This is a genomic window from Binatus sp. (SeqCode) (assembly GCF_050013435.1).
In the GTDB taxonomy this organism is placed as follows: domain Bacteria; phylum Desulfobacterota; class Binatia; order Binatales; family Binataceae; genus Binatus.
In genome coordinates this window covers 49,416-73,982 of the sequence record NZ_JBEKFG010000010.1, presented here as the reverse complement: position 1 = coordinate 73,982, position 24,567 = coordinate 49,416, and the positions used below count along the sequence as shown (strand labels likewise).

Below are 24,567 nucleotides of genomic sequence, written 5' to 3'. Positions count from 1 at the left end.
GCTTGCCGAGCAGTCCAGGAAGATGCTCGAGACCGCGCCCAAGGTCGTCGATGCGAGCGCGGACGCGGCGCCACGCACTTCATCGGTGCGTCGCGACGTCGAGATCCCCAAACCGCCCGACCTCAAGACTCACGTGATCCGCAATTACGATCTCGGCGAGATTTTCGAATATATCAATCCCAAGAATCTCTACGCCAAGCATCTCGGCTTTCAGAACTTTGTCGAGGCGTTCGCGGCCGGCGACTCGAAGGCGCGGGAACTTCACGATCGGGTCGAGGAAGTCGCACAGAAGATCCTTGCGCGCGGAGACATTTCCGCCAGCGCCGTGTACAGGTTTTTCCCCGCGCAGTCGGACGGCGATCGCACCGTCATGATCTATTCACCCGACGGCAAAACGGTGCTCGATTCGTTCATTTTTGGCCGCCAGAGCGACGCGCCGCATTTGTGTCTGGCCGACTACGTCGCGGCGCGCGAATCCGGCCGCACCGATTATTTGTGCATGTTTGTCACGACGATCGGCGCCGGGGTGCGCGCGCTCGCGGAGGATTGGAAGAACAAGGGCGACTATCTGCGCTCGCATATCCTGCAGGTGCTCGCGCTCGAGGGCGCCGAGGCGTTTGCCGAGTTGCTGCACGCGAAGATTCGCCAGATGTGGGGAATCGGCGATCCGCCGGGACTCTCGCTCAAGGATCTCGTGCAGGCGCACTATCACGGCAAGCGCTTCTCGTTCGGCTATCCTGCTTGTCCCCGTCTCGAGGATCAGGCGCCGCTGTTCCGCCTCCTCGAGGTCGAGAAGAATGCGATCGGCGTGCAATTGACCGACGGTTTCATGATGGACCCGGAAAGCTCCGTCAGCGCCGTCGTCTTCCATCATCCAGAGGCCAGATATTTCAGCCTCTCACCGGCTGATATCGAGCGGCTCGAACGCGAATTCGAAGCCGCCGCCGTCAAGCGCGCCGCCGGCTAGCCATCCATTTGAGCGATTTCGGAATTACTTGAGCTGCGCGCGATGCTGCGTCGCGCCGTTGCGCCCATTGCCGCCGTCAACCGCGTGCAGTTCCACGGCCTCCGCCTTCTCGTGCGTATGATACGCCTCGCATCGGATCATCACCTGGCGCTCGCGGGGTCCATCGAGCTCGACCATGAAGACGCGCTGCCAGGTGCCAAGCGCCAGGCGGCCGTCGATCACCGGAATCGTCTCGCTGGTCGAAAGCAGCAGATGCATCAAATGCGAATGCGCGTTGGGGCGTTCGTCGGGAGCTATCGGCGGCTTGCGACGGCTCATGTCGTTATGGTTGTAGCCGCGCTCCGAGGGAATTAGCTCGCGCAGCATCTTCTTGAAGTCCTCGATCAGCAACTCTTCCGCTTCATTGATCTTGATCGCCGCCGTCGTGTGCCGTGAGAACACAGTCACTGTACCGCTCTCGACCCCGTTCATCGTCAGATGCTTGCTGATGTAATCCGTGAGGTCGATGAATTGAATGGGCTCGACGGTGGCGATATCCAGGATCGAATCGGAAAGCATGACCCAATGGCGCGAGCGCGACGCGCTCGTCCGAAATATCGTCCGCGCGGGATAAGCTTTTTCTGGCATCTCAGTTCCTTCAATGAAGTACAAGCGATGATCGAGTGAATGATCGATCATGTATCGTAAGCACCACGCTGCGAGCAGGGCAATTCATATGAAGCGATTTGACCGACTGACCGCTACGCGGTCAGTCGGTCAGGTTACGTGCGTAACAGGATTTGCTAGTGCGGGTTGCCGCGCAGTTCGCGTTCGGCAAGCTCGAGATCCGCTTCGACCATCAATTCGGCGAGCTGTTCGAACTTCACCTTGGGCTCCCAACCGAGTTGGCGCTTCGCCTTCGAGGCGTCACCGATCAGCGCATCGACTTCCGCGGGACGGAAGAATCGCTGATCGATCTCGACGTGATCCTGCCATTTCAATTTCAGGCGATCGAACACGACTTCGAGAAACTCCTGCACCGAATGGGTCTCGCCCGTGGCGATTACGTAGTCATCGGGCTGCTCCTGCTGCAGCATCAGCCACATAGCCTCGACGTAGTCGCCGGCGAATCCCCAGTCGCGGTGCGCGTCCAGGTTTCCCAGTGCGAGCTTCTCCTGGAGGCCGAGCTTGATTCGCGTCGCGCTGCGCGTGATTTTGCGCGTGACGAAATTTTCGCCGCGCCTCGGTGACTCGTGGTTGAACAGGATTCCGTTGCAGGCGAACAGCCCGTACGCTTCGCGATAATTGATCGTCTGCCAGTGCGCATAGACTTTGGCGCACGCGTAAGGACTGCGCGGATGAAACGGCGTGGTCTCGCGCTGCGGAGTTTCCCTCACCTTGCCGAACATCTCCGACGATCCCGCCTGGTACAGCCGCGCAGCCCGCCCACGGCGCTTGTTGTGATCGCGCAGCGCCTCGAGCAGCCGCAGCGCCCCCAGGCCTACGACATCGGCCGTGTATTCGGGTTGATCGAATGAGATGCGCACGTGCGACTGCGCGGCGAGATTGTAAACCTCGTCGGGACGCACCTGCTCGATGATCCGCCTAAGCCCGGTGCCATCGCCGAGGTCGCCGTAGTGCAGCTGCAAACCTTCGGAATTGGGTCCGAAGCCCTTGCGCAAATGATCGATTCGCCCGGTGGCGAAACTCGAAGTGCGCCGCACCATCCCATGCACTTCGCAGCCCTTTTTCAGAAGAAACTCGGCCAGGTAGGAACCGTCTTGTCCGGTCACTCCGGTAATCAATGCTACTTTTGCCATCTGAACGCCGCACCGCGCGGCGCCGCATAATATACCACTTCCGCCAGAGCGCAAAAAACAGCCTGTGGCCGGAAATAAAAAAGGCGCGGCGTATTTCGCCGCGCCTGTGCAGGCACTTCAATCGATTTGCGCCGCTCCCGGATTCAGTCGCCGCGCACCAGCCGATGCGAATCGCTGTCAAAGTGCTGGGTGGAAAATTCAAACAGCTCGGCGTCCTCGAGCGCTTCCATCTGATGAACCAATCCGATCGGCACGTCCATGCATTCGCCCGCGCTCAATTCGAACTCCTCGATCGTGGCGCTTTCCGGCGACTCCTTGATTCGCACCAGCAACCTGCCGCTGCGCAGGTAGAACGATTCGGTCTTGAGCTTGTGGTAATGCAGCGAGCACTTCTTGCCCTTGCGAATTTCGAGAATTTTCCCGCAGTAGAGGTCGCCGTTTGCAATCCATACCTCGCGGCCCCATCCCTTGGGCACAATCCGGACCGGTTTTCGTGCTCGATTCATCTTTTATCCCGTTAGTTATTCATCGCGACGCCGGCCAGCACCGAGCCGAACCTGCCGGTAACTTTGATCCGATCGAACCGCAGCTCTGCCAGGCGTCGCGCCCGCACACCCATCTGCTTGAGGCGTTCCGGCGCATCGACCGCCTCGCGGATCGCGCCGACGAGACCATCGATGTCGCCCGGCCGCACGACAAAACCGACCGCGTTTTCGCGCGCGATTTGCGCAACCTCGGCACTCGCCTCCATCATTGCGATGAACGGCCGGCCTGCCGCCAGGATACCGTAAATCTTGCTCGGCACCAGGCATCCCGCCGCACCCGGCGCGAGCGGAATGAGATGGAGATCGGCGGCAGTCAGCGACTCGGCGAGATTCTCCAGCGGCTGATAGGGCAGGAAAATCACGTTGGGCAATCCCATCGAGCGCGCCCGTTCCTCGAGCCACTTTTTGCGCGCGCCTTCGCCGATCATTGCGAACAGAATGCGCTCGTCATCGCGCAGCCGGTCGGCGGCCTCGAGCACGGCCTCGAGTTGCTGCGAAAGTCCGATGTTGCCCGAATACATCACGACAAACTTTTTCCCGAAGTTGCGCCGGAACGGATTGCTCTCGAGCGGACGGATGCGTCCGCAATCGACCCAATCCGGAACCACCACCACCTTGTCCGCCGGAACGCCCTTGTTGACGATTCGAGCCGCCATATCATGGCCGAGCGTCACGATCAGGTCGGACCGTTTGTAGGCGTAGTCGTTGGCGCGGCGCAGCAACCCGAGCAGCAACGGGTTGCGCACTCCGCCGGTAGCTTCCGCGATATCGGGATAAAGATCCCGCACGTTGTAAATCAGCCTGCATCCCCAGCGCCGTTTCAGCACCGCCGCCAGCGCGCCGAGCAGCGGAGGGTCGGTCTCGGCGACTATTACATCGGGGCGCGGCAGCCGCAATGCCACTACTGCCGCCAATAGGTAGTAGGTACCCAGATTGACTAATCGGCCGAGCAGGTTCGACTTTGAAAATCCCGTCCCCCAGGTGCGCACGATCGAAACCCTGCCGCGTTGTTCGTGCGACCACAAATGAAAGCCCGCGGAACCCCTCTCACGCGACGGCCCCGCCACGATTGTAACTTCGTGATCCCGCGAAAGGTCGTCGCAAAGTTCGGTCAGGAATTGACCGGTAGCTTCGCGGTCAGGCCAGAACGAACGGTTTAAGAATAGTACTCGCGTTTGACTAACCGGAATTGAACGGCGCCAGAAATCGCGCGCCGGTTCTGGCGGCGCCGGCGAAAAAGCACTTTGCTTTTTCGCGCCTGCCATAGGATTACGATGCGGAGCCGCGGCGCACGGCGCTCGATGGATTCTCCAGTGGACCGGATGACCTGGACGCGACCCGATGATTGGCCGCGCGCACCTGATGATCGATCCAGAGATAGGTGCGCCTGAAACCTTCTTCCAGGCTTATCTCAGGCTCCCAGTGAAGGACTGCGCGCAGCCGTGTGTTGTCAGAATTGCGGCCGCGCACGCCTTGCGGGCCTGCTACGTGCTTTTTGGTTATGCTGATCCCCGCCGCCGCAGCGACAATATCGGCGAGTTGGTTAATAGTCACGAGTCGATCCTGGCCAAGATTGAGCGGCTCCCGATAATCCGAGCGCATCAACCGGTAGATGCCTTCCACGCAATCGTCGATGTAACAGAACGAGCGCGTCTGCTCGCCGTCGCCCCAGATCTCGATCTCGGATTGCCCGTTAAGCTTGGCGAGCGACACCTTGCGGCACAACGCGGCAGGCGCCTTCTCGCGACCGCCATCCCAGGTGCCCAGCGGGCCAAAGATGTTATGGAAGCGCACGATGCGCGTCTCGAGCCCGTAATCTTCCCGGTAGTGAGTGCAGAGGTGCTCGGTTATGAGCTTCTCCCAACCATAGGCGTCCTGCGGCTGCGCCGGGTAGGCGTCTTCTTCTTTGAGCGGCGTGACATTCGCGTCGGTCTGCCTGTACTCCGGGTAAACGCAGGCGGACGAGGTGTACAGGTAGCGCTTCGCGCCATTCTCGCGCGCCGCGTCAATCGTGTGAATGTTAATCAACGAATTGTTGCGGAGAATCTCGGCGTGATGCGCCGAGATGAAACCCATTCCTCCCATGTCGGCGGCGAGCGCGTACACCTCGTCGATTCCATCGGTCGCCTTCAGGCAGTTTTCCCACCGGCGCAGGTCTAACAGCGCAAAGTCGTCGGCCGCGCTCGGCTCATATTCGGGGCGTTTCAGATCCGCGCCGCGTACCCAGTCGCCCCTTCTCTTGAGATAACTCACCAGATGGTGGCCGATGAAACCACCGGCTCCAGTGACCAGGACCCTCTTCATGAACAACTCCTATGCTTGGTGTGCAAGACTAACCCAGCTTCGTGACTTGACGTTATAGGTATGATGATACGCATCTTTCGGCCCGCGACGATAGCTAATTCCCGTCGCCACGGCGAATGGTGAAAGGTCCCATTACCAGCAGGTCCATTTTCGTTCTGAGAAAGCAATCGAGCGCCTCTTCAGGACGGCAAACCACCGGCTCGTTTTCGTTAAAGGAGGTGTTGAGCAGCACTGGTACTCCCGTCTGACGGCCGAACTCGCGGATCAGCTTGTGGTATAGCGGGTTCTGCCGCGCATTGACTGTCTGTAGCCTTCCCGTTCCATCAACGTGCGTCGTGGCCGGAATTACCGCGCGCTTCTCGGGCCGCACCGGGTATGCCATCAGCATGAACGGTGACGGATACGACTGCGTGAAGTAGTCAGCGGCGGCTTCCTCCAGAATCGACGGCGCAAAGGGCCGGAACATTTCGCGGCGCTTGATTTTCGAATTCAGGATGTCGCGCATCCCGGCCCGGCGCGGATCGGCCACGATACTGCGATTGCCCAGCGCCCGCGGACCCCACTCCATCCGCCCCTGGAACCATCCCACGACCTGCCCATCCGCGATCGTCGCCGCAGTCACGCGGCAGAGTTCGTCTTCATCTTCGATCTTGCTAATCACGCAGCCCTGAGTGGCTATTTCAGATTCGCGCGAACTGAGTAATACCGCGATCTCATCGGCGCGGAATTCGGGACCCCAATTGGCGTGCTCCATCACAAACTCGCGCGGCCGCGATGCGCTCGAATGCCATCGATCGAAAGCCGCGCCTATCGCCAGCCCCGCGTCGCCCGCCGCCGACTGTATATAGATGTCCTCGAAGCCCGTCTGCTCCAGGATCTTGCCGTTGACGACGCAGTTGTAGGCGACGCCGCCCGCAAGGCAGAGCTTTTTCAGTCCGGTCGCGCGCTGCAGGTTGCGCAGCCGATCGAGTATCACTTCCTCGAGCCGCCGCTGCATCGACGCCGCGATCGCGATATGGCGTTTGTTCACCGGCTCGGCCGGATCGCGCACCGGGCCCAGCCGGGTCACCAGGAAGTCCGAGTACAGCCTGCCTATCGTGGGCTCGCCTGCGCGCCACGTCATCTCCCCGCCCGACCTCTGATGGGTGAAATATTCCGGCGCGAGCATGAAATCCATGCGCCCGCCGTCCGGCGCGATCACGATCTTGCGGAACTCCTCGAGCATCTCCGGCGCCCCGTACGACGCCAGCCCCATCACCTTGTATTCGTCGCCGTATTTCGGAAACCCCAGGTACTGCGTCAGCGCGGTGTAGAAGATTCCGAGCGAATGCGGAAATGTCACCACGCCCATCGGCGAAATCGCACCGCCGCGCCCGACGCCCCACATCGCGCTGGCGAAGTCGCCCAACCCGTCGATCGAAAACAGCGCTGCCTGGTCGAACGGCGAGACCAGGAACGAACTCGCCAGATGCGCGCGATGATGCTCGACGCGGCGCACCGGGATCGAACTCTCGCCGACCCCCAGCGCGCGCGCCGCTTCCGCGCCGATCGACGCAAAGCGCGATTGCGCGCTCAACCGGTCGCGCGCGGCCGACGGCATCTTAAGCGCATACCACGCCTTGCGCATGATTCGCGCCCACGGATCGCGCGCGACGGCAATGACGTCGATGTCGCGCGGCGACGCGCCTGCCGCAGACACCACATACTTCAAAGCCTCGACCGGAAATCCTGCCGCGTGCTTGATGCGGTTGAAGCGCTCTTCTTCCGCGGCTGCGATCAGCCTGCCGTCGACGATTGCGGCGGCGCTCGCGTCGCCGTGATATGCGTTGATTCCTACAATTAACATTGATGACCGCGAACTGAACCTTTCATTATATCGGCAAATTGCTGCGCGCACGTCGCCGTGCGCAAACCGATGAGATAAGCCGCTGCGTTTGCGTGCGCGTCGCGCGGCCACGCGATCCAGAGATCGCGATTCCATGCCCACGACCGCGCACGGACCAGTTCGGTCCTCCTGCCGCGCGTCCAATCCGGCGGCGGCTCGGCGCCGGGCGCGCCCATCCAAATCAGGTATGAGTCGGTGGCGGCCGCGACATTTGGATCGTCGGGAGCCACTTGGCGCAGTCGGACGTTTCGGTACACGGGCGCGAGTTCCTTGAGCACCTCGTCGGCGCCCATGATTTGTCCTCCGGCTGGAACCGCGCGCGCGATCGCCGTCTGTACCGCCGCATTGGCGCGCAGGAAGTCCTCGTGGAGCGCGGCTATCACCCCGAAGCACGCCACGAAGGCGGCGAGCGCTGCGCTTCGGCTCGCGGTGGTCCAGGCGAATCCCCGTTGCCCGAGCCGCTGATCGAGCCAGCGCGCCGCCGGTATGCACGCGATTACCGATGCCGGCAGGATAAAGCGCTGCCCGGGTACCGCGCCCGCGAGCATCGCCGCCGCCGGCGCGAGTCCGCTGGTAAGGCCGTCGCGATAACCGTAGAGCGACGCTGCTATCACTACGGCAGCTACCGCGGCGGGGGTTTGCCAACCTCGCGACCACCGCGGCGAAAGCGCCGCAAGTCCTGCCACCGGGAAAATCACGATCGATGCGACGTAGAACGGGAAAAATGACGCGAAGTGCTCGCCGGTAAACCAGAAGGCCTCGCCGTTGATCGCGTAGCCTCCCCGCAGTGCCGACGCCGTGGTGGCATAGTTGTACGCCCCGAGCGCAATGATCGCCGGCGCGGCGCCCGCCGCGAGCGCCACCGCGTCGGACCAGCGCCCGGCGCGCGGCCGCGACAGCCACCACGCTCCCGCCGACGCGATCGCAAATACCGCCATCCACTCATGCAGCAGAACCGCGGCGCCAAGCGCGAGCGCTCCCCAGATGCGGCGCGGGCATTCGCGCCACAGCAGAGCCGCCCCTACTGCGCCCATCGCCGCGCTCGGAACGGCGGCCATCAGCGTCGCCGAGTAATAGAGCATCCCGGGCAGGATGAAATACAGGATGCACCAGTCGGTCGCGAGTCCCGCCTCCCGCAGCATCGCGCGCACCGCAAACGCGCCCACGATGAAAAACGCCGCACTCACCAGGAACCCGAGCCGCCAGTCGCTCGCAACCGCTGGCGCCAGTAGCATCGCGTGAAACGGCGAGTACTTGACGATGCGGTGGCCGCCGGCCGCGAGCTCCATCGACGGGTTCCAGGTGAGCAGTCCGGCACGGTCGGGATAAACCGTGCCGTGCGCGATGCTGTAGGCGAGCGAGAGGATCTCGCACTCGTCGGCAATTGCGAACGAGGCCGGATACTCGAGCATAAAGATCGCGCCGAACGCAGCCACCAGTGCAATGAATAACCACTCGCGCCGCGCGAACGTTGTCATCGTCCCGGTGGCGGCGGCGTTCCGTCCGCCCAACCACGCGCAGAGCTGCATCGGCTTGCCGCTGATGCGCGGCGGCGAGCATCCCGATCGCCGTGCTGCGCCAGCAGGTCCTTGTAGAGCGCCAGCATTTCCAGCGCGCATTTGTCCCACGAAAAGCTTGCCGCCATCCAACCCCGCCCGCGCTCGCCCATCTCGGCGACGGGCATCGAGCTTATTTTGCTGATTGCGTCCGCCAGGCTGGCGGGATCGTTGCCGACCCACAGCCCGCAGCCGGTCCGCTCGACTTCTTTCCACGGAGTACCGGTGCTCGCAATCACGGCGGCGCCGTGAGCAAGCGCTTCGGCTACCACTATCCCGAAATTCTCGGTGAACGACGGCGCCACGACGACGTCGGTCCGCTCGAACATCCGCTGTTTTTCCTCGCCGCGCAGTTCGCCAAGCAGCGCGACCTCGTTGGACAGATCGAGGTGATCGATCTCGCGGCGAAGTTTCGCCTCGTAGTCGCTCGAGCCCGAACCCGCGATCGCGAGCGAAAAAACCGGCCCGTTGCGCTCTTTGAGCATGCGGCAGGCGGCGAGCAGATTCTCAATTCCCTTCTTGGGATCGAGGCGGCCGACAAATCCGAGCCGCAGCTCGGCGCCGCGTGGCTCGCGATGAAGTGATTGCGGAATCTCGACTCCGTTCGGAATTAGTTCGATGCTGGCGCGCGGAAAGCGTGCGCGAGTTTCTTCGACCTCGCTCTCCGAGGTCAGGTGAAGCACCAACCCGCGCGGCGCAACCAGCTTGCACACCTTCTCCCACAGCGACTTGAACCGCACTCGCCGCGACCCGCTCCAGCGCTGCAGCGCGCCATGCGGCGTCCACACCACCGGCCGTTCCAGCATTCGCGCCGCGAGTAAGGTTGGAATCGTCGGAAACGAGTACGCCGCGTGCAGATGAACCACGTCGGCCCAGCGCACCTGATCGGCGAGCGCGCCGAGAAGTTCGAGCGATACCGATTGACGCGCGATTCGCCCGCAGTAGCGAACTTCGAATCCTTGGCCGCGCGCGCATAGTGCCTTCTGCGCCGAGTCCAGCTTCTTTCCCGGACCGTTCGCGTCCGTAGTCAGCACCCGAACCGCCGCTCCCGCGCGCGCCAGATGCCGGGCGAACTGATACGCCGACTCGACCAGCCCGCCATAAACCCACGCCGGTGCGAAGCACGGACTTACGTGCAGGACGCGCACCGCGCCGGCGTCTTCGTCTGAAAAAATCACTCTTACGATCCTGGGCGGCTAGTCGCCACCCGGTTCCCCTCTTATGAGGAATACTCAGTTGGTTTGAGTGCCTTCACCATTATTGATTTCCACAAAAAGGGGATCCGTCCGACACCTCGCCATTCAACCGCTTCAAGCCCTGCCGCTACCAGAGCGCCGTTCAGCGTCCGCTTGGACCAGAACTTGATGTGGTTGCCTTCATCGAGGGGCTGGTGGTGCCAATCCCACAAACCCAGCGCGGAAATCGCAACGTTCTTGAGCCAGCCGTGATAGGGCGTACTCAGGATTACGACGCCGCCAGGGTGCAATGCGCGCGCCATGTTCTTCAAGAAGGTCACGGGCCGATATAGATGCTCGATGACCTCGATTGAGACCACCGCATCGAAGGCCTGGTTTGCGCCGCTGAATTCTTCGACCGAACCGGAGATAATGTCCCAGCGATGATCCGAGGAAGCGAGCAGCGCGCGTGCCTTTTCCAGTGATGGACCCGGTAAGTCGATGCCGGTAACACGGTAGCCCAGCTTAGCCAACCGATAGCTAAGTTGTCCCCCGCCGCAGCCGGCATCGAGAACCCGGGCGGGCGCAGGTGGCAGCCACTTCTCCACCACCGGCCAGATGATCGTGTGATGACTGAGCTGGGTCGGCTGCATATTTTCGTCTATCGGGGCGACCTCAGCGGCGTGGCGTGGCTTCATTCGTCCTCATATCGCGACGCGGTGCGCCGGTAATATTCGCGTTGAATTGTGACTGGATCAGGCATGACGGTTCCTTTTCGAAGCCGACGCGCCCCAGTGCTCACCCGCGCATGCGTCACTGAGACTTGCAAAGGTCTTCATTGTCTCCGGGACCCTTATAGCTAAGAATTCCAATCTGAAAGATCGGTGCTTCTACCTTTTCCTCGAGGTAAAGGTAGTATGGCAGCCGCGGTGCGCTAGGTTGATTTGTGAGCAGGAGGTCGACGCCCGTACGATGCGGTTTCTCCCAGCTCTGCTGGACATAGGTCTCATAGATCGCGCAGAACTCTGTGCGGGAGTTCGCCGACCGCAGTTTTGAGTAAAGCGCCGCGAGTCCATTCGATGCCGCGCCAACATTAATCTGGAGAAAGAGTATTTGGCAAACCAGTAAGCCGATCAAGACAACTGTTAGCCCCCGGCTCGCCAGAGAACCCTCACGGGGTATCCATGCGCCAATCAGCCAGCACAATCCTATCCAGACGGCAGGGTAGATAAACCTTTCGCCCGGACTGAGCATCCCCGAAAACTCATACCCGGTAGCAATAACAGCGAATGCGCAAGCGAGCGCGCATGCGAGTACTCCGCGGTTCCCGGCGCGGCCCTTAGCCCAAAATACCACACAAAGTGGTACCACGAAGATCAGAAGGATCGCCACGACCAGATTGAGTAATGCGAACGCCTTCATCCCGGGCGCGTGAATTCCAACCCACGGAAGAAACTCCGGGAAGAGACAGAAGGCCGCAAGCAAGCGGCCTGCGATTTGATGAACCGTCCAAAACTCCCAGACAGGCCCGCTCGCCTTCAGAAACCAACGCTCAATTGCGTACCAGATTGTCAATCCCATTGATGGCGCGAAGGAAATGGCGAAAGGGCGCAAAAGCCCGATCCGTGACTCGGTAAGACACAATGTCAAAGTAACCAGGATAGCAGTCGCATAAGGCATGAAGTGACAGAAAAATAACGCGATTGATGCGCCGCCGATAAACCACCAATTGATCGGCTCCGACCGGTGGATTCGACGAAATAAATATCCGCAATAGAAAAAGAAGAGTGACAGGCCGAGAACATAGGCCAGCTCTCCCATGAAGAAGAAGGTGTTAAATAAGAACAACAATGGAATCAGCAAAAGGGGACTGTCGGCGTCGTGCCTCAGCGATTTCAGCAAATAGGTCGAGGAGAGAGCTAACAGTATGACGCAAAGGCTCAAAGCGACCTTTCCTGAGACTTCAGGGGGAAAAGCAAAGTCAAGGAGTCCGAGCAACGCTACTATCCCGGCGTAAGGAACTGGATAGTGCTTGAATGTGTAGGAGGCTGGAGCGTTGCCGTGAAGAAGCGCTGTCACTATGGGACCTTCGTAAATCCAATCGGGATAATCCGAGATCGGCAGAAAGCGATGAGCCCAGATCAACGCCAGCGCACTGAAAACACAGACCGCGAATACGCCTCTAAATAAGGCGCTTTGTCGATGGAAGACAGAATCCAATATCGTGTGACTGACCGGCGGACTACTTGCCTGTAACCGTGGCATCGAGTGTCATCGCGTCAAGCTCTGCGGCGTCAATCAGCAAGCCAATCAGCGCGATGAAGATAATGCTCCATGGGATCGCGCCGAAAACGATCGAGGCGGCGGAGCCGACATCTACCAACTTCGACAAAACGTAAACGCCGCCAACCAGGGCGCCGAGCCCCATTCCGGGATGAACGTACATCTCGATCAGCAGCCGGTAGATCAACCCGAATATGAACATCCCCGCGATCACTCCGATTAGTCCGAAATTCGCATATAGCTCGACTAGCTGCGGAAGATTGAGCGAAGTGGTGGTGTTCCTTGCGGAGATCAAGCCGTAACGATGGCCAAAGGTTTGTCCGCTCATCTCTTCGGGCTTGTCCGGCATGATGAAACGCGGAATCGGTTTGAACAGGATCGGATAGTAGGACTCGCCCCGCCAAAAAGGCACGAATGCGGGCGTGTCCGCGATTACTTCGCCGAACGTTGTGAATTGCGCCAGGCGCAGGCTTCCGAATTCGATCAGAGTTTGCGGATCCACCGCCCCGCCGATCGTGATGCGGTAAACAATATCTCCGTACAGGAGGGCTTTCTCGATCGGACCCGCGTCCGCTTGTCTTCCGCCCCACGTCGCCGCGCGATACGGCACCTCCGCCGGTCGGATGATGAACACCGCCACAACAGTGCCCAGCAGCAGCGTCTTCCACGGGATCGATCGGCGCACGGAAGCGAACATCATTGCGACGGTGATGCCGACTATCAGACCGCTAGCCGCCGAGCCGCCGCCCAAGCCGATTGCGATTCTGACCGGAAGCAGAAACCCCCAGACGAACGCCGATGTGATCCGATCCAGTCTTCCCGCCAACTGAAGCGCGACCAGCATGCAGATTCCAACCATCGATAAGTCAGCCGCGAATACGCCGATCTGGGCCAGGCTCCCGGGCAGCCCATGTGAGGAGGACAAGAACAATCCCCCGACTCCCAGCATCAGCGCGACCATCCTCACTACTCGCTCGTCGCGCCATTGCAAGCTGAATCGCGGTAGTATCGGTGCGAATAGCCATTTCGCCGGTCCATAGTATCCGGCGAACATACAGTAGAGACCCAGTAGTGAGTATCCAAGCGCCAGCGTGATGAAATGCGCGGCAACCGGCGGCTTGAACAGTCCTATGACATAGTGTCTCAACAGGAAAACCGGCAGCGCATAGTAATAGGTGAAGTTTAGCGTCAGGAACGGCATGAACGGGATCGTTCGATCCGCGCCTGACATCCATAGCCAGACCGGAAGCGCGAGCGATGCCAGTATCGCGGACGCGAATACTCGCTCCAGGATTGTCGGCGCACCGGGCGCGTAGAGGTTCAGAGCGATCAACGCGATTGCGAACGCCGCGAGCAGCTTCAGCGCCTTGCCCGGACTGGCGGACCCCGGCTTCGGCGTGGTGATTCGCGCATACCACTCGTCGTGGAGCGGATGCGGCGCCGCGGATTCGAACCGTTCAGCCATGCGATTCGATCCCATTGGTTTGCGCGCCGCCAACCGTCCCCGGCCTCTGCGATCCTTTCACCGATCGCACCGCCTCGATAATCTCCGCCAGCCGATCGCCATAGGTATGCCGCCCCTGCGTGATTTTGCGATGCCCCGCGGCGGCAATCCTGACTCTATCTTCATCGCGCCCAAGATAGCTGCGGACCTTCGCGACGAATTCATCAGGCGAGTTGAAAAAAACCGCTTCCTTGTCTTCGGAAAATAATTCGTCGTGGGTGGCGCTTCTCTCCGTGAGCATGAAGCCGCCGCACGCCGGAATTTCAAAAGTGCGCATTACGTGATCGTCCCGATTCGCGCGCCTCACCAGGTTCACCGCTATCTTCGCGCCGCCGACCGCCAAACGGAAATCGCGTCCGGTTGCGTTTCCCCGCCAATATGGGCGTAGCTTCGGATAGCGATTCCAGTAGCCGCCGTACAGATGCATGCGCAGCTCCGGGATTGCGCGGACGATCGTCTCGAAGTATGGAGCACGGTCATCGTCCCCGCCGCCGATAAATGTCACGTCGGATTCGAAGCGCCGCGCCTCGTCATCGTTGGCGGGCGCCTCGGGGAAATGCACCTGCGGTTTGTATCCGAACCGCACGTAGGCGACGTTGGCGCATCCCGCGCGCCGGACGTCGTCCATTATCGCGCGCTTGGTGCATACGTAGAGATCGTAGAGCGCGATCGATTCAACCAGGTCGCGGGTGCTGCTCGCCGGGTTGAAAGGATCGTCGGTGGCCCAGTTGACCATCGATGCTCCCGTCGCCGCGCGGACCGCGGCAAGTGTGGCGGGAGCGAAGTAGGCGCCCTTGCCGATCAGCACGAGATCGGGGTGCACGCGCTGCGCCTCGGCGACGAGCGCGGCGTTGAGCGCGCGATAACCGGCCGGGTGCCCGACGATGCGCCGCACGATTCGCCCCGCGATCGAGCGTTGCGCGCGGCGATACCTGGCTTCATCGAAAAACGTGAACTCGCATTCGCCGCGCTCCGCCATCGCCTCGAGCGCCTCAAGGAAGTGCGCGCTCGCAGGCAGAAAGTCGCTTGTCTCAACGTAAAGGATTCGCACGCAGTCTCCGCGCTCTCAAACAGAGCCGATCAACGCAATCTTCAATTCACCAGTACGAGCCGTTTTCATGAAGGCGGTAATTTCGCGGCCGCTCATCTTCGGATGGACGCGTCCACGCGTCGTTCACGAACGCGCCGATTTGCGCATTGGATACCCATCGCCCGCCCATAATCCCGAATAGCAGCTGCGTCGCTCCGCCCATATGAATCCCGAAGGCGCCCAACGACTTCGCATGGATCGCCAGCGGTATCGACCATGCCCCCGCACCTATAATCGCGACGTCGAACGGACGCGCGCCAAGCTGCTCCTTCAGCGCTTCCAGGCCGGTGAACCAGTCGGGATATTCCGGCTGTTCGATAATTCCCGCAGGCTGCGGGCAGCGCACGATGCGCAGATCAAACGCGGGCAGCACCTCGGGCTTGGCCGCCCAAATCTTTTCCCGCCGCTGATATTGAGCCCGGATCGAATCCTCGAACGGGCTTACGACGACGACCCGCTTACCTGCCAACTGCGCGCTCCACGGCCGTTCATGGTAATACGGTTCAAGCGCGGAAAGCTCGCACAGCGTTGCGCCGGGCGCATAGTGCCGGCGCGCGGCCGCCTCGCCGAAGTTGAACCATACGGCAAGCAGGTCGAGACCTCCGAGCGTTTCCAGGTACTCGCGGCAAAAGCGCGACAGCGTCGGCGGATCGGGCGGATAGATGCCCGCGGTGACGTGCGCCCACCATGCATAGTGCCCGAAATTGGGACAGATGCCGCCCTTGTCCCGCCGGCGCAGGTAAACTCGTGACACCTTGATCTCGGTCGCGCCAATTTTGCCCGCCGCGCCGCCGTGATGGATCATCGCGGACAATCGGTCATTGCCCTGCTCAGCACTGAGTATAGTCTCGCCCAGGAATTTCACGCGCTCGAGCAGAAACCGATGCCGCGCGACCGGCCGAATCAGCGCTTTGGCGCGCGCGATCATTTGTTCACGCATCATGCGGTCCACCAGTTGCCATTTTACTATTTCAACGCCCCGCGGCTGCGCATGCGGCGAGTGCGGCCTGATACATCGCCGCCATCTGCTCGCCGTAGCTGTTCCATCCGCCCAGCGCGCGCACCCGGGCAAGAGCGGCGGCGCCCATCGCGTCGCGCATCTCCGGATGCTCGCGCAGAAAGACGATCTTGTCGGCAATCGCGGCTCCGTCGCGAATCGGAACGATGAACCCTTCGACACCGTCGGTGAACAGATCCTCGGCGCCGGTGTTGGTCGTCGCGATCACCGGGACGCCGCATGCCATCGCCTGCGCCATGACCAACCCGAAGCCGTCTTCGACTGACGGCAGGACCAGCACCGAGGCCTGCGAATAATGCGCGGCGAGCTCAGTGCGGGGGAGCACGCCCAGCTGGCGCAGCGGCACATCGCACTTGGCGACGATGCGCGCCGCGTCCTTATCGACCTGCCCAATCAGCACCAGGTCGAGCGCCCCAATCCCCGCGCGCTTGACCGCCTCGAGCAGGTAAGCGATTCCCTTGCGAATCGAAATCGAACCGACAAACAGCACGCGGAAGACTGCGTCGCGCTTGGGCATCGGATGGAACATCGAGAGATCGACGCCCAGGGGATTGAGCCGCAGCTTGTCGCGCGCCACGCCCTTCTCGACGAACGATCGGATCGAGAAGCTCGACGGCACGCTGATCAGGTCGCAGAATTCGTACTCGGCAAGCTCGCGTTCGACGATGCGCGCGTCGATCCCGCGATACGGGATGCCGTAGTGCTCGTATTCATCGCGCAAAATCTCATTTTGGAATGTGATATGCGATGAGCCCCGATCGCACACCGTAAGCGCGCCGTGCCTTGAGCGCGCCGCTCGATGGCTCTGCAAGCCGAAGCTGGATAGGCAATGGAACACGTCGCACGGCGCGAGCCGTTTCGCCATCCAGCGGTCGAACGTTTCGATCATCGGAAAATTCAGGCGCTCGCGCAGTCCCGGCATTCCAAGACGTCCCGCGAGCGCGGCCGGTCCCATGATCCAGGGGAAGCTGCTTACTTTCGCAGCCGGCAGTCCATCCACCTTGAAGCGCGGATAGGCGGTGTAGAAGCGGGCCAGATGGCCGAGGCGTTCCATCTGGCGCGCCAGATCGAAAACGTGAAACGGGCCGGCGCTCGCAACACAGACCTTCATGACGCCGGCGTTGCCTGCGGCTGCGTAAGATCGCATGCCGGAACCTGGCTGGGGTTCGCCATACCGCTCAATTCGAAAATGCGATCGAGCACCGGGGCAAAGACCCGCTCGTAGTTATATTGTTCCTCGAATGCGCGCCGCGCCGCGCGGCTCATCGTGGCGTATCGCTCGCGGTCCGCGAAGATCGACGTGATCGCGCGCGCGATCGATCCCGGATCTTCGATGTCGGCATACGTCACCCACTCCGCATCGCCCAGGAAGCCTCGGTAGCTCTCGCGATCCGGCACTACCACCGGCAATCCCATCGCCGCGTATTCGAACAGCTTGTTGCTCGCCGATCCCAGGTATTCCAGATTCTTCGTCGCCGGTTTGTGGAGCGCGAGTCCCACCGACGCGCGGGAAGCCCGCGCTCGCAACTCATCAAGCGCCAGCCATCCGTCCAGCCGCACTCGATCCGTGACGCCAAGCTCGCGTCCGAGCGCGTTGAAGCTCGCCTCGAATTCGGCAAGATAGCCGCCGATCACCCGCATCCGAATGCTGCCGTCCGTCATCGCTAGCGCACGCAGTCCCTCCAGATGGCCGTTGGCGGCGCTCGCGTAGCCGACGTAAACCACTTCCCGCGCGCGATATCTCATCGCGATCGTCTCGTTCCAATCTGCCGGCCCGGGATAGTAACTCCGACCGGGACAATTCGGCACGATTATCGGCGCGCGCGAGTCTCCCGCAGCCGTTAGCCAGTGGCGGGCGCGATACTTTTCCGGAAACACTGCTGCATCTGCCGACTTGGTGCCGGTTAACGCCGCCTTTACGACCCACGTTTGCATCGAGGTCCACGAGAGACTCGCCGTCTCCGGCAACTCGTGGAGCTGAAATATCAGCGGCGTCGCTCTCCCGCCCATCCGCCCGACAATGCTTGCGACCAACGCGTGCGGGTCGTACGAATAGACAATCGCCGGCTGCATCTGCTTGACCAGCGCGCGCGTCCGCGCGATGAATTTCGCATATTCGATCAGCTTTGCACCCGCGCTCGCCGCTTCTTTTTCGCGCGGCGACGCGTACGCGCCGAATCGCTCGATAGTCACATCGGCGGGCCATTCTTCAATCGGCTCGGCCATGTTCCGGCAAAGAATGTGTATCGTGAAATAGCTACTTAGTATCCGAACTGCATACACTGTCGGCGGATAATAATCCGGATTCGCGTATATCGTGATAAGCAATCGGGGTTTCATTTCCGAAGCGCGATCACGTGCCCGTATTCGCTGATGCTCGAAACCGCGGCGCCCCCCATATCCTCGACTTTGAAGCCCAATTCATCCAGCAGGCCGAGAAAGCTCGCGCTGGTCGTGCCCGTCTCCGCCCACGCGAAAGGATGCACTTCCAGCAGGATCGCCCGGGGACGCCGATGCTGTTCAGTCAGGATCGTTCGCGCACCCTGGATAACCTGCTGCTCGAAGCCCTCGACGTCGATTTTCATGACATCGATTCTCCCGCCGGCCAGCTGCCCGTCGAGCGTGACAAGCGGCACCGTAATCACGCCGTCGCCCGAATCCGAACGCGTCTCGATTCGCGATTCCATTCCCCGCGCCGCGGCAAAGCGGACTTGTCCGCTGCGCTGGCCGACCGCGGCTCTGATCACGGTTATTCTGTCTTGCCAGCCGTTGACTCTGACGTTGGCTTCCAGAGCCGAGGCACTCTGAGGATCGGGTTCGAACGCCGTGACATGGCCCGCCTCCCCGACTCGTCCCGCGAACGCCAGCGCGTAGAGTCCAAAACTTGCGCCGACTTCCACCACCTGGTCGCCCGTCCTGACTTCGTGCATCACGCGGCCCCAGACCGCCGGTTCATACTCTTGCGCAACGAACCCACGCGACTGCGGGCTCAGGCGGATCGTGTCAGTGCCATTGATCACCCGTTCCAGGCCGTGACCACGCGCAATTGTCGCCAGCATCCGATCGTACGCAGGCCGGATCCGGTCCCACAGCCAGTCGGCATGTTCCAACCCCGGTGCGTGACGGATTGCAGCGCCGGCTCGTTCCAGGATGTTCATGATTTCCGATTCATTGTGGGCGCTGCGGCAAGCCGTGGAACGGCGGACCTGACAGGCTGCGCCGCAGCAGCGGCGGAAGCATCGGGCGTGTCGTAGAGCCACACCGATACTCCGTTGAAGATGACTGGAGGATGGGTCCGGTATTCGTGCGCCAGCGCGGCAGCCAACTGCACGGATTCCCGTTTGTTCGGGTCGCGCGGATCGAGATCAATACTGCCCGGCTTCATGAGCCAAATGCGACGGTAACTCTTCGGGAGTGAACCGACCTTCCCCAGCACGCCGCTGGTATAGGACGGGAACCGATTCGTCACGATTCGAATCCCGTCCACGAGGTCGCGGTTCTCGCCCAGTATAACGGGGAAGGCAGCAGTGTTTGGTTCTCGTGCGGCGTAATATTGGAACGCGTAGCGGCACTCCGGAGTGACGAAAATCGCAGCGTCGCCGGGTTGGCCGTGCCTCATCACGTATTGAGCCGTGCTGCGCCAGTCATCCCGTGATTCTAAATTGTAGGAGTCGCGCAGTTCCCACGCGGTCAAGGCGACAAGTGCGGCGACCACGATGAGCGCTGCCTTCCGCGGGCGAACAGTCAAAAGGCCTTGCGCGGCGAGTACTACGAAAGGCGGAAAGCAAAGCAGGAGATACCGCCCCATCAGCATCGGCACGAAAAACCCGCCCGCAATCGTTGCCATGATCGGAACCAGAAATCCGGCTGACGCAAATGCGCAACTCTCCCATCCTGACCGATCGTTGCCCTTTTGAAATGACCCGAGAAAGGCCCAGATCAGAAGCAGGACATAAGTCAGGCAGAAAATCGCACCGGCATTGCCGTGAAGCCCACCTGAGACTGTCACGAAAACATCGGCGATCTCCGCCCATGAAAGCGGAGCAATCCAGCCTGCCTGTCCGGAGTTCAGCGTCACCATGAAAATCGGAATTAGCGCCAAAGCGACTGCGGCGGCCGCGGTCGCCAGAGCGAGGCGCTTGACGGAGGATAAATCGGGACGCCGAATCGCGATGCAGACCCATTGCGCGGGGATAATGCCCAATCCAATAAAATGGCAATAACCCATGAGCACCATCAGCACGGACCATATGCTCAGATTTCGCGGCCGGGAATTGTGAAGAGCCGCCAGAAACGCGAGCCAGCACAGGGCGCTCAGAAGTACATAGAGCGAATAGCCGCGCACCTCCTGGGAATACCAGATTTGCACCGGGCTGACGGCGGTCATCGCGGCCGCGATCAATCCTGCCCGGCGGCTGAAGAGCCGCTCACCGAGATAATAGATCGCCACGATAGCCACGAGGCCCAACACTACCGACAACGAGCGCAGCGCCACCTCGCCGGTCCCAAAACAGAGCGTCCAGGGTTTCAAGAGCACGAAGTAAAACGCGGTCCATGGCTCGTAAAGTATCGACAGCCAAAATGGGCGCCACGGCTGCATCACGATAGCGGCGCTGAAGCCCTCGTCACCCCAGAGGCTGTAGTCGGTGATTTTTAGGATTCGCAGCGCCGCGCCGGACACGACGATGAGCGCAAGCGCAGTCGCCGGTTTCGAAAACCATCGAATCAGCTCGCCACGCGGCTCGCGGCTTTGGGTATTGGCGCGTCCGGGAAGACCCGGCGTGTGAGACGCGGCGACGGCGTTGGTCATGAGTTAACCGGGTAGAAGACGGGCTCGTTCCAGGATGTTCATGATTGCCGATTCATTGCGGACGTTCTTCCAAAAACGGTGAACCTGACAGGCTGCGCCGCAGCCGCGGCGAAAGCATCGGGCGCGCGCAAAAGAATCGCGCGGTCACTTAGAGCCAGCTCGTGGACCGGGGCGTGGCCCCATTCGAGGCCGAGGGTTTCAAGCGCCCCGGAGTACGCCGCCAAGGCGGATGCGCTACCGCGCCTTCGTCGGAGGCAAACATCATGAGGTTCTGGCGATAGTAGTATGCGAGGCGATGGTCGGTGAGGATCAAATGGGGGCGTCCCAAACATTGCCTCTCCCTTCGAGATGGCGGTTGATCTCCATCGTACAGTCGCGCCGCAGGATAACGTCTTCGCCCCGCTGCGATTCGACGAAACCGTAGGGCGCCGTGGCCCGCCGAAGGGCCTCCCCGCAATCAGGCTCAAAACGGTCGTGCAGTTCGACGAACATCGCACATACCCGGCCGAGCCAACGATCACACGGGGCGGAGAACAGCTGTTTTTCAGCCCCTTCGATGTCGATCTTGAGTATGTCGATCAAGGGTGCGCCCGTCCATCTTAGCAGCTCCTCAATCGTGATCCCGACCACGGTATCGACCTCGGCTGCCGTTGCTTGCCGAGTCTGAAATCGCCACGATTCATCGCTTGGATTTGCGATTGCAAGAACGTCAGGCCGTCCCCATATGGCCGCGCGGATCGGCACGATGTTGCGGTAAGGGGCGGCATTCCTGCGCAGCATCTCGAAGTTGGCCGCCTCTGGTTCTATTGCCAGGATGGTGGCCTGCGGGTACCTGCAAGCAAAGAACACGCTCGCGCACCCAATATGGGCGCCTGCATCGATTATGAGGCGCGGCTCGGGCGAGACCTCCACATCGTATTGCCGTTCCATAAAAATCTGCCGGAACACCCTGACATCGGCGGTTCCGCCTCGCAGGAAAAATGGTCTTCGAGAACCCGGAATCAGTAGTCCCAGCGTGCGACCGGACGCTCCCGGACGGGTGCGCAGTACAAACATAGCGATCAGCCCGCGTGCTACGCCCAGGCTCTGCAGATACTCGCCTGCATGGCGGCACCTCCAGTAACACCAGAGCGCCGGTCGGTGCAATCGCACTGCTCGAAGCATGCGCCCTGCAAGCGGCATCAGCGCGTTCCTCTTGATATCGACTTATCGACCCATCTGCGTCGAGTTAGCCATGCGCCGTTTCTGATCTCAGGCGCAGCGCTGGCTCGTTCCAGGATGTTCATGATTTCCGATTCATTGCGGGCGATCCGGCAAGCCATGGAACGGCGGACCTGACAGGCTGCGCCGCAGCCGCGGCGGAAGCATCGGGGACAGCATTCCCGCAACTTTGGCGGGAAGCATGGCCCACCCGAGCCGGAAATAAGTCTTCAACATCAGCGGTCTGTAGCGAAGCGACGCGCGATAGCATCGCCGCGCAAGCGTGCGATCGCCCTCGTGCATCGCCGTCATCCCGACTGCGATCAGCTCGTTCGCGAGCTTATCGATCGCCCATTCTGCAAGTTTGCGGCCGCGAGCGCCGAAATGCTCGCGCACCAGTCGTGCAAAAATCAAAAGCCCGTCGCTCAGCCGCTCCGGCTCTTCGAACTGATCGATCCCGCTTTGGTTGCTGTCGCGCGAGCGGATCCGCTTGGCCAAATTCCCGTTAAAGTCCGAAAGCCGGTAGCGCACCAGTTTATCCGGCACGAAGTGAATTTCGCCCCGCTCCCGCACCAGCAGGGCCGCGAACGTGTCTTCGCCGCCGTATCCGCGACGGCCGAATTCCTCCGAGAAACCGCCGATCGCCATGATCGTCTCCCGCCGTATGACGGTCGCGCTGGGCAGGTTCGGCCACGGCCACTCAAGCATCTCGTCGAGCGTCGGCGAATGCTGGAATTCGGGTGAAACCCAGGTTCCATATTCCTTGCCCGCGCCGTCCACCTGCATCACATCCGAGAATACCGCCGCGCACGCCGGATTTTCATCGAGCACCGGCGCCGTCTTCTGAAGCTTGTCTTCATTCCACGTATCGTCGCCGTCCAGCAGCGCGATATATTCGCCCGACGCCGCTCTGATGCCGGCGTTGCGCGCCGCCGACACGCCCGAGTTCTTTTGATCGATCACGCGGATCCGATCGCCGAATTTTGCCAGTATCCCGCGCGTGCTGTCGGTCGATCCATCGTTGACGACGATCACCTCGAACTTGGCCTCGAACCGCTGCGCCAGCGCGCTCTCCACCGTGGCCGCAATTGTGCCTTCGTTGTTATAGGTGGGAATCACGACCGACACTTTCATTGCGGACGTTCTTCCAAAAACGGCGGACCTGACAGGCTGCGCCGCAGCCCCGGCGCGAGCATCGGTGACAGCATTTGCGTGACGCTCGCCGGCACAGTCGCCCACGCCAGCCTAACGTAGGTCTTCAGCTTCAACGGCCGGTTGCGGAGCGAGCTCAGGTAACATCGCCGCGCGAACCTGCGATCGCCTTCATGCATCGCCATCATTCCCATGGCCACTTGCTCGTGCGCTATCGAATCGATTGCATAGTCCGCAAGGCTGCGGGCGCGAGCGCCGAATCGCTCGTGCATCAGCCGCGCCCACGCATGGTATCCTCTGACGTGCCGCTGCGGGTCTGCCGGTGGGTCGCGCAGTTTCCCGCTCCGGTCAATCTCTTCGCGCAATTTTTTGCTATTCAACTGTCGATGAGGAAACCTGCGTCCGGACGAGCCGAGACAATAGTAACACGCCTCGAGCGGTTCCTCGTCGCGCAAGTAGGCTTCCAACTCTTCTCTGAGTCGCGGGTTGTCATGAATCCTCACCCCGTCTAAATCGCGGTTCAGGACCGACTCACCTCTGAGCGCCATTCGGCCTTGCAGAAAAGGAGCCGGCGAACATTTGAAGTAGTAACCTTGATGAACTGTGTGGCAGCTCCAGTCATGCGCCAAGGCGCACTGCCTGAAGATTCGCCGCACCAAGCTGGCATCCCGATGGCGGCTGTTGAGCGTGGTAACTCTGAAGCTGTCAACTCTTTTAAGCTCCAGCTTAAAGTTATATCTTCTCGATAAGGATTCGAGCTCACGCTCTTCAACTCGGAGCCTGACACCGGGGTAAAGGCTGACCCGCAACCGATCAATCAGCTCAAATGTCGCCGGATCGCAGCGATGCAGGAGCAGGCCGTTGGTGCTCAAGGTTATCTCTTCTGCAAGCCCGCTCGCGCGCGCACATCGCAGATACTCCAGCAAATCGGGGTGCAACAAGGGCTCGCCCCCTAAGAGTCTCAACTCATTAAGATGCAGCACCTGCGAAAGCACGGCTAAGTCGCGTTGAAATTCCTTCACCTCGGCAAATTTCTTCGGCAAAAGCTCCGAGCTATGACTGCAACCTGCGCATCTCAGGTTGCAGTGTTCCGTTAGATTGTATTCCGCAGCCTTCTGCACGATTTTAGGCAAGGCTTTAGGCAAGGGTTTAGGAACGTCCGGCCCAAGCGTGCCTCCAGCCATTTGCCTGCTCATATTTGCCGCTTGGTAGCCACCAGGGTTTGAACGGTTTGAATGATTCAACGTGTTTGATCCACAAGTAGGCTGCTAAGTGCCAC

21 protein-coding genes are annotated in these 24,567 nt (G+C 61.0%); 1 reads left to right on the top strand and 20 read right to left on the bottom strand.

The genetic code is table 11. The annotated features are described in order from the left end of the window. A partial coding sequence (locus ABSB13_RS03630) for a vitamin B12 dependent-methionine synthase activation domain-containing protein (protein WP_428105579.1) occupies nucleotides 1–967 on the top strand: 967 nt, incomplete at its 5' end. Between the two features lie 24 nt (nucleotides 968–991). Here ABSB13_RS03630 and ABSB13_RS03625 read toward each other — a convergent pair. From ABSB13_RS03625 to ABSB13_RS03530, 20 genes are all read right to left on the bottom strand, one after another. Beyond that, complete coding sequence (locus ABSB13_RS03625) at nucleotides 992–1,594, bottom strand: secondary thiamine-phosphate synthase enzyme YjbQ (RefSeq protein WP_428105577.1); 603 nt, start codon at nucleotides 1,592–1,594, stop codon at nucleotides 992–994. 155 nt (nucleotides 1,595–1,749) lie between these two features. Next, on the bottom strand, nucleotides 1,750–2,766 hold the full coding sequence (gene gmd / locus ABSB13_RS03620) for a GDP-mannose 4,6-dehydratase (protein ID WP_428105576.1): 1,017 nt from the start codon (nucleotides 2,764–2,766) through the stop codon (nucleotides 1,750–1,752). A 143-nt stretch (nucleotides 2,767–2,909) separates the two neighbouring features. Then, on the bottom strand, nucleotides 2,910–3,272 hold the full coding sequence (locus tag ABSB13_RS03615) for a cupin domain-containing protein (protein WP_424671256.1): 363 nt from the start codon (nucleotides 3,270–3,272) through the stop codon (nucleotides 2,910–2,912). Nucleotides 3,273–3,283: 11 nt separating this feature from the next. Beyond that, nucleotides 3,284–4,576 carry a glycosyltransferase family 4 protein gene (locus ABSB13_RS03610; RefSeq protein WP_428105573.1) on the bottom strand — a complete coding sequence of 431 codons (1,293 nt, stop codon included), beginning with the start codon at nucleotides 4,574–4,576 and terminating at the stop codon, nucleotides 3,284–3,286. A gap of 4 nt (nucleotides 4,577–4,580) precedes the next feature. Next, entirely contained in the window at nucleotides 4,581–5,615 is a 1,035-nt protein-coding gene (locus tag ABSB13_RS03605) for an NAD-dependent epimerase/dehydratase family protein (protein ID WP_428105572.1), read from the bottom strand. A gap of 94 nt (nucleotides 5,616–5,709) precedes the next feature. Then, entirely contained in the window at nucleotides 5,710–7,461 is a 1,752-nt protein-coding gene (locus ABSB13_RS03600; RefSeq protein WP_428105571.1) for a carbamoyltransferase family protein, read from the bottom strand. Beyond that, the gene (locus tag ABSB13_RS03595) at nucleotides 7,455–8,978 is read right to left on the bottom strand and encodes a hypothetical protein (RefSeq protein WP_428105569.1); all 1,524 of its coding nucleotides are present in this window, start codon (nucleotides 8,976–8,978) and stop codon (nucleotides 7,455–7,457) included. The genes ABSB13_RS03600 and ABSB13_RS03595 overlap by 7 nt, the downstream gene beginning before the upstream one ends. Next, nucleotides 8,975–10,234 (bottom strand): glycosyltransferase, encoded by a 1,260-nt coding sequence (locus tag ABSB13_RS03590; RefSeq protein ID WP_428105568.1) that lies wholly within the window; start codon nucleotides 10,232–10,234, stop codon nucleotides 8,975–8,977. The genes ABSB13_RS03595 and ABSB13_RS03590 overlap by 4 nt, the downstream gene beginning before the upstream one ends. Before the next feature lie 41 nt (nucleotides 10,235–10,275). Beyond that, nucleotides 10,276–10,929, bottom strand: coding sequence for a class I SAM-dependent methyltransferase (locus tag ABSB13_RS03585; protein ID WP_428105567.1), 654 nt, complete (start codon nucleotides 10,927–10,929; stop codon nucleotides 10,276–10,278). A 115-nt stretch (nucleotides 10,930–11,044) separates the two neighbouring features. After that, complete coding sequence (locus ABSB13_RS03580) at nucleotides 11,045–12,496, bottom strand: spermidine synthase family protein (protein ID WP_428105565.1); 1,452 nt, start codon at nucleotides 12,494–12,496, stop codon at nucleotides 11,045–11,047. Beyond that, a complete protein-coding gene (locus ABSB13_RS03575; RefSeq protein WP_428105564.1) occupies nucleotides 12,474–13,979 on the bottom strand; it encodes a DUF8712 domain-containing protein in 1,506 nt (501 codons plus the stop codon). Before ABSB13_RS03575 ends, ABSB13_RS03580 begins: the two co-directional genes overlap by 23 nt. Then, nucleotides 13,972–15,069, bottom strand: a complete 1,098-nt coding sequence (locus ABSB13_RS03570) for a CgeB family protein (protein ID WP_428105562.1) — start codon at nucleotides 15,067–15,069, stop codon at nucleotides 13,972–13,974. Before ABSB13_RS03570 ends, ABSB13_RS03575 begins: the two co-directional genes overlap by 8 nt. A 46-nt stretch (nucleotides 15,070–15,115) precedes the next feature. Beyond that, on the bottom strand, nucleotides 15,116–16,051 hold the full coding sequence (locus tag ABSB13_RS03565) for a hypothetical protein (protein WP_428105561.1): 936 nt from the start codon (nucleotides 16,049–16,051) through the stop codon (nucleotides 15,116–15,118). A gap of 28 nt (nucleotides 16,052–16,079) precedes the next feature. Continuing rightward, nucleotides 16,080–17,273, bottom strand: a complete 1,194-nt coding sequence (locus ABSB13_RS03560; RefSeq protein WP_428105560.1) for a glycosyltransferase family 4 protein — start codon at nucleotides 17,271–17,273, stop codon at nucleotides 16,080–16,082. Continuing rightward, nucleotides 17,234–18,352 (bottom strand): glycosyltransferase family 4 protein, encoded by a 1,119-nt coding sequence (locus tag ABSB13_RS03555; RefSeq protein WP_428105558.1) that lies wholly within the window; start codon nucleotides 18,350–18,352, stop codon nucleotides 17,234–17,236. Before ABSB13_RS03555 ends, ABSB13_RS03560 begins: the two co-directional genes overlap by 40 nt. 110 nt (nucleotides 18,353–18,462) lie before the next feature. Next, nucleotides 18,463–19,284 carry an FkbM family methyltransferase gene (locus ABSB13_RS03550; protein WP_428105557.1) on the bottom strand — a complete coding sequence of 274 codons (822 nt, stop codon included), beginning with the start codon at nucleotides 19,282–19,284 and terminating at the stop codon, nucleotides 18,463–18,465. Next, on the bottom strand, nucleotides 19,281–20,936 hold the full coding sequence (locus ABSB13_RS03545; protein WP_428105556.1) for a glycosyltransferase family 39 protein: 1,656 nt from the start codon (nucleotides 20,934–20,936) through the stop codon (nucleotides 19,281–19,283). The genes ABSB13_RS03550 and ABSB13_RS03545 overlap by 4 nt, the downstream gene beginning before the upstream one ends. Before the next feature lie 309 nt (nucleotides 20,937–21,245). Beyond that, entirely contained in the window at nucleotides 21,246–21,866 is a 621-nt protein-coding gene (locus ABSB13_RS03540; protein WP_428105554.1) for an FkbM family methyltransferase, read from the bottom strand. A gap of 366 nt (nucleotides 21,867–22,232) precedes the next feature. Next, a complete protein-coding gene (locus ABSB13_RS03535; RefSeq protein WP_428105553.1) occupies nucleotides 22,233–23,270 on the bottom strand; it encodes a glycosyltransferase family 2 protein in 1,038 nt (345 codons plus the stop codon). Beyond that, a complete protein-coding gene (locus ABSB13_RS03530; RefSeq protein ID WP_428105552.1) occupies nucleotides 23,267–24,532 on the bottom strand; it encodes a radical SAM protein in 1,266 nt (421 codons plus the stop codon). The genes ABSB13_RS03535 and ABSB13_RS03530 overlap by 4 nt, the downstream gene beginning before the upstream one ends. Nucleotides 24,533–24,567 lie beyond the last annotated feature (35 nt).